The sequence below is a fragment of the Bacillus sp. FDAARGOS_1420 genome, from assembly GCF_019344915.1.
Classification (GTDB): Bacteria; Bacillota; Bacilli; order Bacillales; family Bacillaceae_G; genus Bacillus_A; species Bacillus_A mycoides.
Window position 1 is genome coordinate 737,440 of record NZ_JAHWJB010000001.1, and the last position, 15,793, is coordinate 753,232.

Consider the following 15,793-nt stretch of genomic DNA (forward strand, 5'->3'; position numbering starts at 1 on the left):
TTTTCTTTACTCCACAATATTCTCTAACTCATTATATAACTCCGCTCGCAAAAACTCGTTTTTCGTTTTTTCTTCATACAATTGTTCAAGCATTTCAACATCAACTACATGTTCCATTTTACATTCGAGTGCATATATATCTTCTTCTATATGCATTAACTCGTTTTCAACTTCCTCTAAATTCCTAGACTCCTTCTTTTTTATAGGCATTACTTTTAACACTTTATTCCCTTGCTGTTGCTGCTTCTGTTTTGCTACTTGTTTCTCAATTCTTTCTTCCCACTTTTGACGAGCCCATGCATAGTTCCCTGCAAACTCAAATAATTTGTGCTCATCAATCCAATATGTTTTTTCAAATAACTTATTTAAGAAATAACGATCATGTGAAACAGCTAAAATAGTCCCATTATATTGTTCAAGGGCCTCCTCTAAAACTTCCCTTGATTCAATATCAAGATGATTCGTCGGTTCATCTAAAATAAGAAAATTAACATCTTGATACATAAGTTGCGCGAGTCTTAACCTCATTTTTTCTCCGCCGCTAAGTTGCGTTACTTTCTTAAAAACAGCTGGACCATAAAATAAAAATCGCGCTAATATATGTCTTGCTTCTCCCTCTGTTACAGCCACGCAATCTCTGAAAGCTTCCAATACATTGTTCTTCATATTCCCGTGCGCATGTTGCGATAAATAACCGATTTTCACACTACTACCAATTCGAATTTCTCCAGCATCTTGCTGCATTTCTTTTAGTAATAGTTTTAATAGCGTAGTTTTTCCTGTACCATTACGTCCAACGATAGCTGCGCGCTCCTGAAAACGAAGATGCAAATTTACTTTCTCAAATAAAGATCGTTCAGCAAATCCTTTACTCACTTCTTTCATTACAACAACATCTTTCCCGCTTCTCTCTTGCCCTTCAAACTGAAGTCCCATCTGTTTTCTATCCAAAATGGGTCTCTTTAGTTTCTCTATACGCTCTAATGCACGTTCCATATTTCTCGCTCTCTTATGCAATCCTTCATTCGGCGGATTCGCTTGATTTGCCCATTCACGTAGACGCTTAATTGCTTCTTTCATTTTCTTTATTTTCTTTTGCTGTTCTTGATACGCTTGAAATTCTTGAAGCAGCCTTTCTTCCTTTTCCTCAACAAACTGTGAATAGTTCGTATGATATACGTGAATTTCTCCATCTTCTAAATCAAAAATTTTCGTTACAACTTCATCAAGGAAATAGCGATCGTGCGAAATGACCATAACTGTTCCTGTATATTCTTTTAGAAATTGCTCTAACCACTCGACTGCAAATAAGTCCAAATGATTTGTTGGTTCATCTAACAAAAGTAGATCTGGTTTCTGCAATAGCATATACGCAAGGCTTACTTTTGTTTGTTCTCCACCACTTATCTCCATAAATGACCTTCGAAATAGTTCCGTCACCTGTAGACCATTTGCTACCTTCATAATATTCGCTTCTATTTCATAACCACCGAGAAACGCGTACCTTTCTTGAATTACTCCGTATCTCTCCATCAATTTTTGTAAAGCAGATGATTCCTGTTCTTCTGCCATATTTTTTTCTAAAGCATGCATTTCTATCTCCAACTCTTTTTCCTTTTTAAAAGCGGAGCTTAATACATCATATACATTCATTTCATTATTGAATTTTGGAATTTGTGCTACATGACCGATGCATGTACCTTTCTTCATATGAATGGCTCCTGCATCCAAACTCTCCATTCCTGTTAGAAGCTGAAAGATAGTTGTCTTCCCACTACCGTTACGACCAACTAATCCAATACGTTCTCCATTCTTTATTTCAAGCGATATATTTTCAAATATGATGTTTCCACCAAAAGATTTCTTTACATTATTTACACTACAAATTGTCATTTTCCGTACTCCTTTCAATATAAAAAACCATGGGAAAGAAACATTCCCCATGGTTTTTGTCATAGAAAAAGGAAGCCAAATAGCTCCCTTTTCACACGTTTATCAAAAATGGGTGAAGAGACTTCTATCGTTCAATAGCTACTATGCAATTGTTAAAAAAGGGCATACGTATCCCGTTAACAACTACATCATGAAAAATCGCACGACAAATATAGATATAATCTAAAAATTTTGCGCGCGTAGCTAAAGAACATTTCATCTCATTCACTCCTTTCGTACGGAATTTAATACTTACTTCTTTATTATACTTCCCCGATTTATGTTTGAATAGTCATTTTTCTGAAAATAATGAAGATAGACTAAACATTTCAATAAGTGACATCAAATCTTACAAAACTGTTATGTTCACGTAATGGAAAGCGATAGTACGAAAAGATGCCTCCCTATACAATAAAGATATAAACAAGAGAGACAAAAACAAGGAGGAAACAATCATGATGAAAGAACTCGTAAAAGCAATCTTTGAGGTATTAGTGAACGGACAAGCAGTTGTAAAAGAACTAAACGAACTATAAAAGGGAGGAAAGAACTATGATGAACATGGTAAAAATGATCTTACATGCTTTAGTTGATGCGAAAGCAGTTAGCCAAGAATTAAACCAACAATAAAAAGGGGTATATGAATATGAAGAAAGCCATTATTGTAATCGCAAGTACAGCAATTGCCTTATACACAATAAAAAATAGAAAAAAGAAACAAAATGAAAATGAAAATGCTCTATATTATCCATACACACTATTAAAGAAAAAATAAAAGACAAGGTACCCTATTGCAATGAGGATATCTTGTCTTTTATTTTTCCCTATTCCCTTTAAAGGATTTCCTTCTCCTTTTCCCGAATGTATTAAGCGGGATTTTTACATATATTTTAAAGGGGCATATATACAAATGGATACACAACAACTATATTTTTTAAATGATATCGGTAAACAAAAACCAGAAAGCATTCGGAACAGACGTGCTGCATGTCCTTTTTGTGACAGAAAAAATTTAACGGATATTTTAGCAACTGAGGGCTCTATTATTTGGTTAAAAAATAAATTCCCTACATTAAAGGATACCTTTCAAACCGTGCTAATCGAAACAGATAATTGCGAAGACCATATCGCAACATATACAGAAGAACATATGAGAAAACTAATTCGCTTCTCTATTCTCCATTGGTTAAACTTACAGGAAAATGAAGAATTCACTTCTGTGATTTTATACAAAAATCATGGTCCATTTTCAGGCGGAAGTTTGCATCATGCACATATGCAAATTATCGGAATGAAACATGTAGACTATCTTGAAAATATTGAAGAAGCAAATTTTCAAGGGGTAATTGTTCAAAAAAATGAACGCATTGAACTCAACATTTCAGGGCGTCCTATTATCGGCTTTACTGAATTTAATATCATCATTGAAGATATTGCATTTATAGATGAAATGGCCAATTATATTCAGCAAACTGTACGTTACATACTGACAGATTTCCATAAAGGATGTAGTAGTTATAACTTATTCTTCTATCATCTAAATGGAAAAATCATTTGTAAAGTTGTTCCTAGGTTTGTCGTTTCACCGTTGTATGTAGGATATAAAATACCACAAGTTTCTACAAAACTAGAAGAGGTGAAAATACAACTAGCGCAGTATTTCACGAAAGAAAAGGATGAAATTATTCATAAAAAAACAGAGTAGGTATAAAAAACCTACTCTTTGATTACACCTTTATTTCGATAGTATACATCCTCTAATCCGATGTTATACTTCATATTGTTATCCGTCCACTCTGGTCCTAAATTCCCTGGCCATCCAGATGTATTCGCTATATATTTCAGTAATGCAAAATCAGTCAAACCTTTTTGCACCCCGCGCTTATAACCTTTCATTAAATGCGGCATTGCAATTTGCGCATTTGTACGTGGATCTTTCAGCTCTTCATCAGTTAAATGATCTGGCGCAAGCCCACCACCGCGGTGTAATTGAAACAATCCGAATGAAGTTCCGTTATCTCCAACACTTCTTGGATTTAACCTACTTTCGTGTTCGGCAATTGTAAGAGGTATCCATTCCGGAAGGTTTACTTTCTTTGCTTCCTCTATAATGATTTGTTTCATCTGTTTTGCTTCTTCTGAATCAACATAGCTTGTCTCATTCATTAGCTTACCCATTCCTTCAGACTTTCCTTGGAAATATAAATACACTCCAAGAACAACTAAAAATCCTACAAAGAATTTCTTCACTACCTCTACCTCTTTCTCCGCTGAAATTTGTCCCCTTTCAGCCTTTCTTTTACAATTACCAACACTCTATCATTCTCTTACCTTTCAATCATAGCAAATTACTATACATATTATCATCATGCTTTAGACCGATTTTGCGAAAAAAAATATGGTAAATACGTGCAAAAATGTAACTTACATGGACTATAACTTATTTCTTGTATATAATTGTAAATTGAATTCCATATATAGAATAGGAGCATAAATAAATGAAAAGAACTCTACTAATCTTTTTCAGCATTTTACTACTCATTCCTATACATACCTCTGCACAAACATCATCAAAATCAAAAGTACTCGTTTTGTATAGTACAGAAGACAACAAAATTACAAACAATGTACAAATCCTTAATACTCAGTTAGGGCACTTTACAAAAGATATAACAGTAAAAAGCTTAAAGGAAGTAAAGGAAATTACTGAATCATCTTCTTATACACATATTGTTTATATCGGAGAGAAAAAAGAAGATTTTTCTATTGCAGCAAAACAATTTCCAGAAAACTTCTCAGGTCCCATATTAGTTTTAGGACAAAATGTTGAACAATTATCTAATCGTTTTTCTTTCATTACCTCGAAAGAAACCGATATACGAATTCACACTATAGAATATCCGACTAACCAGTTAAAAAATGAATTACATGAAGAACGCTTAATGAAGAAAATTGAAACAAAAGGAACAACTCTTGCTTACGCCTTGAGTGCTGATGGAACTCATCCGTTAATCATTCAGCAAGGAACATCCTATTATGTTGCAACTCCAAACCTTTTCGATTGGATATCTCATTACGTCGGTGAAATGTTATTTTCTTATTTCGGACAAAAACCTGAAACAAATAAAACTTCAGCTTATTTACGCCTTGAAGACGTTCATCCAGCTGTAGATGTAAAGCAATTAAAAGAAATCGCTGAATTACTAAAAGAGAAAAAGCTCCCTTATATGATTACCGTTATCCCTGTTTACAAAGATCCAGACACAGGAAAAACAGTACATTTAAAGGATAACTCTGAATTAATCGATGTTTTACACTTTATGCAAGATAATGGTGGCTCTATCGTTATGCATGGTTACACACATCAGTTTTATGATAGTGAAACTGGCGAAGGTTTTGAATTTTGGGATGTAAAAACAGATCAACCAATTCGCCAACCAAACCATGAAAAATCAAAAACAAAAAAAGATTTTCAGTCTACAGAAGACTATAATAAATACGTAAAAAACGGGAAAGCCTTCGAAGAAAAATATATTAAAGATCATATTGAAAAAGGGATTACAGAGCTTGTAGAAGCTAAATTATATCCAGTTGCCTTTGAAGCTCCGCACTATACAATGTCTCAAAAAGGATATGAAATACTATCACAATATTTTTCAACTTATGTAGGACAAATACAACTAAACGATACAACTTGGAAATCAATGCACTCACCGGCTTATATAAGTACACCGTCATTTTTACATGGGATGAAATTAATTCCTGAAACTGTTGGCTTTATTGAAGAAGGGAAGCCACAAGCTATAGCAAAAATGAAAGAACGTGCTTTATCTATCACTAAACTATCTGATGGAATTATCGGTGCATTTTATCATCCTTACTTGGGCGTTGAACCATTAAAAGAAGTATTAAAAGAACTAGAAAGTATTCCAAACATAGAGTGGATTGATTTACAAAAAGACATGAATGAAGTAAAAATGAAAGATATTCATATTACTACTAATAAAGAAGGCATTCACGTTGAAAAACCAACAAGTGCGAATGACATAATTGATTATATAAAACAATATGGGTTCTTCCTTATAATTGGGTTCATTATAATTGTCTTTCTTTTATTATTAAGACGTGCGAAAAAATTAGAGTCATAAAAAAACACCAAGCGAGATGCTTGGTGTTTTTTTATGACTCACTAACTTTATAAAATCGCACCGTATTCGCATATATTTTCTCAGTAACTTTCTCTACTGATATTTTTTTTATTATACTAATTTCTTGTAATACATCTTTTATCATATAAGGATGTGTCATCGTATCCTTCTGAAATTCCCACGGCCCATCTGTTTCTACCATCATATATTCAAGCGGATAATACGAAACGATTTTTCTAATTTTCTCCTTATGTAAAACATCCGGTGTGATAGAAATATAATAACCGTTCCTCATCATCCGTTTCATTGTCTCTTCACTTCCTTTAAACCAATGAAAGTGTGCACGCGAAACTTTATATTCTTCAAGTAAACCACATACAGTGTCAGTATCTTCATAAACCGCATGCAATATAATTGGTAAATCGTATTTACTAGCTAGTTCCACAAACTTTTTTAACACCGCTATGTATGGATCAATAGCAATATTTTCATCTTCTTTCCTTAAATAATATGGCAAGCCCACTTCACCAATCGCAACGATTTCCTCTACATGATCTTCAATTAATTTATAAATTTGCTCACATTCCTCTTTATGAATCAGCTGCTCCGGATGAAAACCTATTGCTGGATGTACAAAAGGATATCGCTTTGCTAAAGATAAAGTTTCTAGACATGATTGATAATTCATAGATACTGCAATAAGCCCTTGTATCTCTTTACTGTTTTCCACATCTATAAATAATCTACTTTTCTCTTCATTCTCATATTGATCAACATGTATATGGCTATCAATCAATTTCATCTTTATGCCCCCATAAAAAAAACAAGAAAGGGTCTTCCTTCTTGTTTTATCATCTATATTAGTTAACAATTAAATTTGTTATTATATCAAATAATCCAATACATACTACGGCAACAGTAAAGTAGCTACAGAAATCTTTAATTGGAAACTTCACTACTTCTTCTTTACGCATCCCAGTTTTCTCCCTTCTTAATATATCCCTAATTATTTTTTATCTATTTGTATCTATTATGCAAAAAATATGACAAATTTACTATCGAATTAACTTACGTAAACCTTACAATGTTGTAAGGTTTGAAAAAGAGCCTCATCTAAATAGAGATGAGGGCTATTAAAAATTAGTTGGTTTTTCATTCTTCATTAACATTACAAACAGAAAGTGATACAGTGAGACTTTCTAGTTACACTATATGAAATTTACTATATTTTAACCATCGAATTACATTACAGAAGGCTTACATGTTTGTAAGCTATGTGTAATGTAATTCGATAGTTTCCCTTACCTATATTTCGTACAATAAAGTTAGAAAGTAAGCCAAATAAGAAGAATACTCACATAACCAAATTACATTGCTAGTAGCCGACTCTTCTTATACCTTTCACTCATGCTACTACAATGTACCCCCTTCCCCTTTATATAATAAGAAAAACCTTAGTCCATATGGACTAAGGTTTTTTCACGAACCTAAAATACCACTACCTAGTATTTTTATTTTCGACAAAAAATAGGCGGGGTATAATTCGCTATCTCATCGTTAAAAGTTTACTCTTCGCATTAATAGGAATATTTACAGCTTCAATTTCTTCAATTGCCTCGCCGTAGCGTCCTTTTGCGTACACCTTTAATGCTTCATCTCTCTTTAACATATGCTTAACAGTCTTCTTTATTTTTTGTTCTCTTCCACGTTCATCAAATGCAATAAATTCATATTCATACCATTCATCACCGACATGCTGACCAATCGCATCCACAATTGTATAGTATTCTTTCGTCGTATAAAGCGGATTATATTTATCAATAACTGGTCCAAGTTTCGTAGGTAGTAATACTACTACTATCACTACCATAGCTATTACAGTAGTAATTATTTTTTTCTTCATAATACTGATCTTCCTCCTCTGCAGGATACTTATACATCCATTCTAAAGAGCAGGAATTTAATCTACCATTCAATCCCATTACATTACCCTTACATTTTTGTAAGAATAAAGTGAAACTTTAATCAGCCCTCACCAATCGGGCGTTTACGGGCAGTTGATCTCCCACCTAACTTCTTTGCTCCAGCTGAATTTTGAGGTGGGAGTTCTACTGCCCGTTAATGCGGGATAAAAAAAGATGAACGAATTTTCTCGTTCACCTTTTAGCTTGCTTTAAAGCCACCGCCAAGTACATCACGCACATCGTGAATGACAACGAAGGCATCTTCATCAACTCTACTAATAACTTGCTTTAACTTAACAAGCTCTTGTTTATTAATAACGATATATAAAACTTCTTTATTTTTACCAGTATATCCGCCGCGTCCTTCTAATACAGTGACACCGCGCGTCATGTTTTTCGTAATAGTCTCTCGAATTAAGTCTGGTTGATTCGAAATAATCGTAACAGCTGTTTTTGTATCCATACCTTCCACGATGAAATCAATTACTTTCGCTCCGACAAATACAGCTACAAGTGTATACATTGCCTTTTCTTGTCCTATTATAAATACAGAGCCAGCAATTACAACGATATCAATAATAAGTACGCCTTTACCAACGCTCCAACCTAAATATTGATTTGCTAGTCGAGCTAAAATTGCCGATCCTCCTGATGTACCTCCAGCTTTGAACATACAGCCTAATCCGATACCTACAAATACACCAGCAAATAAAGCTGCTAGTAACGTATCACTATTTACTTGATATTCGATATGTTCTGTAACATATAAAAACAAAGATGTTTCCACAATACCTATAATTGTGTAAACCATCGTTTTCTTATCAAAAAATTTATAACCTACAGCTAATAAAATTGCATTCAAACCAAAATTCACAATTCCCGGTGACCAATCAAATAAATAGTACGTAACAACTGTTAAACCAATAATTCCACCCTCTGATAAACGGTTTGGAATTGCAAAGTAATTAATACCAATTGCGAATAATAATGAACCAATTGTAATTAGTGTTATTTCCTTTATACGTTGATTAACCATAGTTCATACCTCCCCCCATTTGACATTGTATCACTATCTCCTAGAGGTTTAGAAGTTGTTTTTATTCCGCATTTCCCCTCACAAAGACCAAGATATTATGTTTAAACAAAGGGGTGATTAATTATTCATATTCGCTCTAACTGTACGGACAAAGCGCTCCACATTCCCACTCTGAATATACTTAGCTCTAATGGTTTCACGATTACAAGTACATTCGAAATATGGACGGAAATCTATGTCATCTATATGCAAATACGAATACTCTTCAAATATCGCAGGATAGCACGGAAATTTCCCGTAAAATAGAAGACGTCTAGTAGTGGCAACAAAAATCCCATGTTGATAACATAAAGTAAAGTCATCCTTTTCAAATATCCCTACGACAAACGCTAAAATCTTTTCGTCATCCTCTACATATTTTTTCATACTTAATAAAAGCTCATTCATGCATATCCCTCCAAATTCTATTCATTGTTTTAACACTTGAAAAGAATCCATGGATTATTACAGACCGGTGTAACTCTTTTATAAAGTATGAAACGCGTTTCCTGTCAAAGACATTTCAAAAAATAATCCGTTATGTGATTATACACATAACGGATTATGACTAAACTGTAGAACGTTCCACAAGTTTATATGGAATTTCCATCTTTTCTTGTTTAGAACTCTCATCACTTACTTGCCTGTAAAACATTTCAAAAGCCGTCTTACCTATTCCCTTTAAATTTTGGTCAATGGTTGTCAGTTGTAAAACTTGAGAAATCGGTTGGTTATCAAAACCAATAATCGCTAAATCCTCTGGAACTTTAATACCTAATTTTTCAACTTCTGTCATGATCCCAATAGCGACCTCATCTCCTGCCACTATTAATGCTTCAGGAGGATTCTCCATCTCCTTGAATTGATGTGCAACTCTTACACCATCTTCTAACGTAAAGCATTCTGTGAAAATCCAATCTTCCATCACTTCTTCATCTATTAATTGTAGCTGTTGTTTATAAGCATCAAAACGTTTCTTACTACTTGGCCCTAACTTTCTTCCCGTACAATATCCAATCTTCTTATAACCTTTTTCAATAAGGTAACTCATCCCTAATTGAAAGGCATTAAAATGATCTGTATATACACTCGATATGCTTTCAATATCATTATCCTCACAAGCAATAACCGCCCCATACGCTGCATAAGGCTCTATAGTTTCCCACTCATTAGCACGAGAACAAATGATAAGACCGTCTAGTTGCTTTGTTTTCAACATATGTAAACTTTTCATTTCTTCTTTTTTATTGTAGTTCGTTTGACAAAGAAGCACTCGATAGTTGTGAGCTAACGCAACTTCCATCATTCCACCCACCATCGCATCAAAAGACGGATGATTAATATAAGGTAAAATCACGCCAACAATATTCGTCTTCCCTTTTGATAAATGAACAGCATTTGCATTTTGCGAGTAATTCAATTTCTCAACTATTTCTAAAACAACTTTCCTTTTTTCTTCACTTACATATGGATGATCATTTAATACCCTCGAAACAGTCGTAACTGAAACCCCAGCCATCTTTGCAATATCTTTAATATTAGCCATACACTCACCTCTACTTTTAACTTAATGAATCACATGAACATATGTCAACTCTTCTCATCATGACACTTTCATTCGTTTTTCTTACAAAAGTGTAATTTCCCTGTAAGCTAATTCGATAGTGACTCTCCGCAACATTTCATATAATTAAGTCAGAAACAGGGCAACAACCATTTGAAAAGGAGCGGATCTATATGATGAACAAAATGAAAACGAACAATTTCTTAAATACAATGGGCATGGTATTTTCCGCTCTTATCGATGCAAAAGCTGTTGCTTCTACATTAAACAAGTAAGGAGAATTTATAATGAATAACATGACTTTTAACAAATTAGATTTTTTAGGACTGGCTAGCGGCTCGATTCTTCTTACTGCTTTCATTTACGCTGCTACGCTTATATAACTTTGTGTCCCCTTTCCCCTTTATATAAATAATAATAGAAAAGACGACCGTCTATACCCGGTCGTCTTTTTTAGCTTTGATTCGGCTGCAAAACTTCCTTTAGTTCTTCAAACTTTGCATTTAATTCATCTGTCATCATCTTCATAGCCGTTTTTCGATCTATTTGTTCTTCAGCATCAATTTGAATTGGGTCTCCAAAAACTAATCGCGCTTTTTTTCCTTTTATCAATTCTTTTATACTTGATGGACCAACATAAGCTGCCGGTATTAACGGAACGTTAGAACGCATTGCAATCGTAACAGCCCCAGCTTTTAGTGAAACGTCTTCTGATGACCTCGTCCCACTCGGGAAAATCCCTACTACTTTTCCTTCTTTTAATAAACGTGATGGAATTTTTAATGTGCTTGGCCCTGGATTCGCACGGTCTACAGGGAATGCATTTACATTTTTAAAAAACCAATTTTTAAATTTCCCTTCAAACAATTCTTTTTTTGCCATGTAATGAATTTGGGTTGGGTACATTCCTGCCGCTAACATTAAAACATCCATAAAACTTGTATGTGTACATGCAACAACGTAAGGGCCATCTTCCGGTAATTTCTCTCTCCCTTGTACTTCTACCTTCCCAGCCATTTTAAATATATATTTCAACGAAAATGTAATTGGTTTATACATTTGTTTCGTTCCTTTCTGAATATCCGAAGTATAATCATTTTCTTACAACGATTATAACACTAAGTTTTAGGAGTTGGTAATAAAAATAAGTATTTATTGTTAAATTTCAATTCTTACAAAAGTGTAATTTTCTTGTAAGCTAATTCGATAGTGACTCCCTCCACTATCTTATACAATTAAGTTAGAAAGTAACAACAACCATTTGAAAAGGAGCGGATCTATATGATGAACAAAATGAAAACGAACAACTTCTTAAATACAATGGGCATGGTATTTTCCGCTCTTATCGATGCAAAAGCTGTTGCTTCTACATTAAACAAGTAAGGAGAATTTATAATGAATAACATGACTTTTAACAAATTAGATTTTTTAGGACTGGCTAGCGGCTCGATTCTTCTTACTGCTTTCATTTACGCTGCTACGCTTATATAACTTTGTGTCCCCTTTCCCCTTTATATAAATAATAATAGAAAAGACGACCGTCTATGCCCGGTCGTCTTTTTAATTTTTTCTTTCCTTCAAGTCTTTTAAAAGCTGTATCAGTTCAGCTTGTTGTTTTATATTTTTACGACCGTTTCGATTAATTGCTGCAAGCTCGCAGGCAACTCCAGCAGCAAAGAAAAACAATAAACTTTCTAACATATAAAATCCTCCAGTTGCCTATTAAACAGCTTGACGCAATTGCTTTTCTTGCAAAATTTGTTTATTTATATTTTCTTCTTTTCTCTGACAAACATTATTACGAATAAGCGCTGCAATAACAAATAATGTTCCTAATACATCAAATGTCGTTATTTTATATCCTTGTATCATCATAATAACTAAAGTAGTAATTGGCACAAAGTTAATAAATAAAATACCATTAATTGATGATAAGATTTTCACACCGTAGTTCCAAGCAAGTAGCGCTACAATACCTGGTAATGTCATCATAAATAATAAATCATATTTCACAATAGAAATCGTTTCCATACTTGGGACTGAAACGTATCCAAGCGCCGTAATGATTACCGTTATAATTCCTGTGACAGCCGTACCAAATACACAGGTCAACGTAGAATAACGTAACGTAGACCAATCACTACACGTTTGACCACCCATCGTATAAATAACCCATCCTACAACACCAACAAATATAAATGCTAGTGAAAACATGTTATCTTTCAATGTTAAAAAGAAACTCATATCACCTTTCGTAATAACAAATACAGCCCCTACAAATGCGATAATCATGCTCGTTATCATATACTTCTTCGGCTTTATATTTTTATATCCCCATAAAATACAAATTGAAATCATCGGCATAAGCGCCTCCATAATAGAAGCTACCATCACACCTGATTTTCCCATTAACATTTGTCCTAGAAAAATTAATACATTATATACGGTAAACGCCATTGTTCCAAAAAAGACGAGTAACTTTCCTCTTCCTTCTAAGCGAAATGCTTTCTTTCCTTCTTTCATTAGCAATAATACAATCAGTACAATTGCTACCGCTCCATAGCGAATAAGTGAAAAATAAAATGGATCTATGTATTCTAGAGCATGATCAGCAACCGGAAACATTGCTCCCCATGACATACTTGCAACTAAACATGCCAACGCACCTATTATCATTTGACTTCTTCTCACCGCAATCCCTCACTTCTTTCTATTTGCACAAAGAGAATTGTAAAAGAAAAAATATATCACGTAAAATGATTCAAAATGATAGTTAACATCAAGGAGGAGCATAAAATGGAATTACGAGACTTACAAATCTTCCAGAGCGTTGCCAACCGCGGTAGTGTAAGCGGCGCAGCAAAGGAATTAAATTATGTACAATCAAATGTAACCGCACGTATTAAACAATTAGAAAACGAGCTGAAAACACCTCTATTTTACCGTCATAAGCGAGGCATGACTTTAACAGCTGAAGGAAGAAAGATGCTCGTTTACGTTCATAAAATTTTGCAAGATGTTGAAGAGCTAAAACAAGTGTTTTTAGATAGTGAAACACCATCTGGCATATTAAAAATTGGTACAGTTGAAACAGTCAGTACATTACCTACCATCTTGTCTTCTTACTATAAAAGCTATCCAAATGTCGATTTATCATTACAAGCCGGTCTAACGGAAGAACTTATTAGAGAAGTACTTGATCATCAATTAGATGGCGCCTTTATATCAGGTCCTATTAAACATCCACTAATTGAACAATACGATGTTAGTACTGAGAAATTAATGCTTGTTACACAAAATAAAGCTTTTCATATAGAAGAATTTACTACGACGCCCCTACTCGTTTTTAATCAAGGATGTGGATACCGTTCAAAATTAGAGCGATGGCTTAAAGATGAAGGTTTGCTGCCAAAAAGAATTATGGAATTTAATATATTAGAAACAATACTAAACAGTGTTGCACTTGGCCTTGGTATTACACTCGTACCGCAGTCTGCTGTCCACCATCTTTCTAAAGCTGGCAAGGTACATTGTCATGCAATCCCTGAAAAATACGGTAGTATTTCAACGGTTTTCATACGCCGCAAAGATAGCTACATGACCAATTCAATGCGTAGCTTTTTAAAAACAATTGAAGAGCATCATCATATCAATATGCTGTGAAGGACATTCTTACACGAATGTCTTTTTTTCTTACAAAAGTGTAAGTCTCCCGTAAGCTAATTCGATAGTTGTAACTGATCATATTTCCTATAATTAAGACATAAGCAGGGCAACAACAATTCGAAAAGGAGCGGATACGCATGATGAACAAAATGAAATCAAACAAATTTTTAAATACAATGGGCATGGTGCTATCCGCACTTGTCGATGCAAAAGCAGTTGCAACTACATTAAACAAATAAGGAGAGATTATTATGAACATCATTACATTTAACAAATCAGACTTTATCGGACTTGCAAGTGGAGCTACTCTTCTTACTGCATTCATTTATGCACTTGCTCAAAGTCTTATTTAACACTTTGTTTCCCCCAACCCCTTTATATATAGAAAAGGCTGCTCGTCTTATAGACAAGCAGCTTTTTAGTTTGTTTCATATATAATTTGGCCTGTTTTGCTTATATCATATCCACCAATTGCTTTTAATTCATTGTGAAACTCTTCAGATTGCAAAACCTCTTTTATAACCTCAATAAGTTCCTCATTTTCTCTATTCTTCAGAAGTACTAAATCATACTGTTCTTTCATTATTGGAATAAAGTCTACATTTACAATTTGCGAAAACTTTTCTGACCCTACTCCAACATCAGCTTTTCCATTCGCAACTTGCGAAGCAACACCAAGGTGATTCGATTCTTCCCATTCATAACCGCTAATATCTTCTTTATTTATTTTTTGAATTCGCAATTGCTCATCCACTAATACCCTAATACCGGAACCCTTTTCTCGATTTACAAATCGTATAGATGACTGAGATAAATCAGCCCATGTTTTTATATTTTTGGGATTCCCTTTTTGCACATAAAACCCTACATTCCTTGATAATAAATTAATCATAATACATGGTTGTCCAACTAAAATACGTTTTACGTAAGGAACATTATATGTGCCCGTTTCACCATCAAATAAGTGTAAACTAACGACGCTTCCTTCTCCTTGGTACATCTTCACTAAACTCGTTAAACTACCTTGATACGCTCTCAATATATTAGAATTTGGCAATCGATTTTCTATATGCTTTGCCAACATATCTAACGTTAGTTCTTGACCACTAATGATGCGTGTATTCGAACTACTAATTTCGTCCTTCTTTACAGGAGTAAATTGTACCTTCCCTGTTTTCATTTGCTTTATATATTGTTCTAAATCAGCTGCATCAATGCGCATTTGTCTACCAACCCTATAAGAAGGAAGTTCTCCCTTTTTAATCAAGTCATATACAGTTAATTTTGATACCTTTAATCGCTTCGCTACTTCTTCCGTTGTGTAGGAATGATGATCCATAGACGATTCCTCACTTTCTTCCTTCATTGTAACAAAGAAAAGAATATTTCTCCTATTTTTTAAAAACAACTCAATCGTTCAAATTATATTCAATTATAACTAGTT

19 protein-coding genes are annotated in these 15,793 nt (G+C 34.0%); 7 read left to right on the plus strand and 12 right to left on the minus strand.

Annotation, left to right across the window (positions count from 1 at the left end; genetic code table 11):
* Positions 1 to 6: 6 nt before the first annotated feature.
* Both abc-f and I6L50_RS35645 read right to left on the minus strand, forming a co-directional pair.
* On the minus strand, positions 7 to 1,893 hold the full coding sequence (gene abc-f, locus I6L50_RS03850) for a ribosomal protection-like ABC-F family protein (protein WP_113938338.1): 1,887 nt from the start codon (positions 1,891 to 1,893) through the stop codon (positions 7 to 9).
* 124 nt (positions 1,894 to 2,017) lie between these two features.
* Complete coding sequence (locus I6L50_RS35645; protein ID WP_002139888.1) at positions 2,018 to 2,152, minus strand: RAxF-45 family protein; 135 nt, start codon at positions 2,150 to 2,152, stop codon at positions 2,018 to 2,020.
* A gap of 420 nt (positions 2,153 to 2,572) precedes the next feature.
* Between I6L50_RS35645 and I6L50_RS03855 the strand changes: the two genes are divergently transcribed.
* Both I6L50_RS03855 and I6L50_RS03860 read left to right on the plus strand, forming a co-directional pair.
* Entirely contained in the window at positions 2,573 to 2,707 is a 135-nt protein-coding gene (locus tag I6L50_RS03855; RefSeq protein WP_219300618.1) for a spore coat protein B, read from the plus strand.
* A gap of 135 nt (positions 2,708 to 2,842) precedes the next feature.
* Positions 2,843 to 3,637 carry a DUF4931 domain-containing protein gene (locus tag I6L50_RS03860; RefSeq protein WP_434088081.1) on the plus strand — a complete coding sequence of 265 codons (795 nt, stop codon included), beginning with the start codon at positions 2,843 to 2,845 and terminating at the stop codon, positions 3,635 to 3,637.
* An 11-nt stretch (positions 3,638 to 3,648) separates the two neighbouring features.
* Here the strand turns inward: I6L50_RS03860 and I6L50_RS03865 are convergent, their stop codons facing one another.
* Positions 3,649 to 4,182: a transglycosylase SLT domain-containing protein gene (locus I6L50_RS03865; protein ID WP_000713256.1), complete on the minus strand. Its 534-nt coding sequence runs from the start codon at positions 4,180 to 4,182 to the stop codon at positions 3,649 to 3,651.
* A 248-nt stretch (positions 4,183 to 4,430) separates the two neighbouring features.
* On the opposite strand from I6L50_RS03865, the gene I6L50_RS03870 reads away from it, so the two are divergent.
* Positions 4,431 to 6,080: a DUF2334 domain-containing protein gene (locus I6L50_RS03870; RefSeq protein ID WP_219300620.1), complete on the plus strand. Its 1,650-nt coding sequence runs from the start codon at positions 4,431 to 4,433 to the stop codon at positions 6,078 to 6,080.
* Between the two features lie 31 nt (positions 6,081 to 6,111).
* Here the strand turns inward: I6L50_RS03870 and I6L50_RS03875 are convergent, their stop codons facing one another.
* The 5 genes from I6L50_RS03875 to I6L50_RS03895 form a co-directional block, all read right to left on the minus strand.
* Positions 6,112 to 6,882, minus strand: coding sequence for a TatD family hydrolase (locus I6L50_RS03875; protein ID WP_219300622.1), 771 nt, complete (start codon positions 6,880 to 6,882; stop codon positions 6,112 to 6,114).
* A 744-nt stretch (positions 6,883 to 7,626) separates the two neighbouring features.
* On the minus strand, positions 7,627 to 7,983 hold the full coding sequence (locus tag I6L50_RS03880; protein WP_002029403.1) for a YxeA family protein: 357 nt from the start codon (positions 7,981 to 7,983) through the stop codon (positions 7,627 to 7,629).
* A gap of 260 nt (positions 7,984 to 8,243) precedes the next feature.
* Positions 8,244 to 9,080, minus strand: a complete 837-nt coding sequence (locus I6L50_RS03885) for a YitT family protein (RefSeq protein ID WP_002009911.1) — start codon at positions 9,078 to 9,080, stop codon at positions 8,244 to 8,246.
* A 117-nt stretch (positions 9,081 to 9,197) separates the two neighbouring features.
* Entirely contained in the window at positions 9,198 to 9,527 is a 330-nt protein-coding gene (locus I6L50_RS03890; RefSeq protein WP_002139893.1) for a PH domain-containing protein, read from the minus strand.
* Positions 9,528 to 9,687: 160 nt separating this feature from the next.
* Complete coding sequence (locus I6L50_RS03895; RefSeq protein ID WP_113938335.1) at positions 9,688 to 10,665, minus strand: LacI family DNA-binding transcriptional regulator; 978 nt, start codon at positions 10,663 to 10,665, stop codon at positions 9,688 to 9,690.
* A gap of 305 nt (positions 10,666 to 10,970) precedes the next feature.
* Between I6L50_RS03895 and I6L50_RS03900 the strand changes: the two genes are divergently transcribed.
* On the plus strand, positions 10,971 to 11,066 hold the full coding sequence (locus I6L50_RS03900) for a DUF3948 family protein (RefSeq protein WP_002124767.1): 96 nt from the start codon (positions 10,971 to 10,973) through the stop codon (positions 11,064 to 11,066).
* Positions 11,067 to 11,136: 70 nt separating this feature from the next.
* On the opposite strand, the gene I6L50_RS03905 is transcribed toward I6L50_RS03900, so the two are convergent.
* A complete protein-coding gene (locus tag I6L50_RS03905; protein ID WP_002063482.1) occupies positions 11,137 to 11,742 on the minus strand; it encodes a lysophospholipid acyltransferase family protein in 606 nt (201 codons plus the stop codon).
* A gap of 336 nt (positions 11,743 to 12,078) precedes the next feature.
* Here I6L50_RS03905 and I6L50_RS03910 point away from each other — a divergent pair, with 336 nt between their 5' ends.
* Positions 12,079 to 12,174, plus strand: a complete 96-nt coding sequence (locus I6L50_RS03910; protein ID WP_002124767.1) for a DUF3948 family protein — start codon at positions 12,079 to 12,081, stop codon at positions 12,172 to 12,174.
* Positions 12,175 to 12,243: 69 nt separating this feature from the next.
* Here I6L50_RS03910 and I6L50_RS03915 read toward each other — a convergent pair whose 3' ends face one another.
* Both I6L50_RS03915 and I6L50_RS03920 read right to left on the minus strand, forming a co-directional pair.
* Positions 12,244 to 12,384, minus strand: coding sequence for a YrzO family protein (locus I6L50_RS03915; protein WP_002063481.1), 141 nt, complete (start codon positions 12,382 to 12,384; stop codon positions 12,244 to 12,246).
* Positions 12,385 to 12,405: 21 nt separating this feature from the next.
* Positions 12,406 to 13,374: a DMT family transporter gene (locus I6L50_RS03920; RefSeq protein ID WP_219300625.1), complete on the minus strand. Its 969-nt coding sequence runs from the start codon at positions 13,372 to 13,374 to the stop codon at positions 12,406 to 12,408.
* Between the two features lie 105 nt (positions 13,375 to 13,479).
* Here I6L50_RS03920 and I6L50_RS03925 point away from each other — a divergent pair, with 105 nt between their 5' ends.
* The gene (locus tag I6L50_RS03925) at positions 13,480 to 14,346 is read left to right on the plus strand and encodes a LysR family transcriptional regulator (protein ID WP_219300627.1); all 867 of its coding nucleotides are present in this window, start codon (positions 13,480 to 13,482) and stop codon (positions 14,344 to 14,346) included.
* Positions 14,347 to 14,600: 254 nt separating this feature from the next.
* Positions 14,601 to 14,702, plus strand: a complete 102-nt coding sequence (locus I6L50_RS03930; protein ID WP_219300629.1) for a DUF3948 family protein — start codon at positions 14,601 to 14,603, stop codon at positions 14,700 to 14,702.
* 65 nt (positions 14,703 to 14,767) lie between these two features.
* Here I6L50_RS03930 and I6L50_RS03935 read toward each other — a convergent pair whose 3' ends face one another.
* Entirely contained in the window at positions 14,768 to 15,715 is a 948-nt protein-coding gene (locus I6L50_RS03935; RefSeq protein ID WP_113938332.1) for a helix-turn-helix transcriptional regulator, read from the minus strand.
* Positions 15,716 to 15,793: the final 78 nt, after the last annotated feature.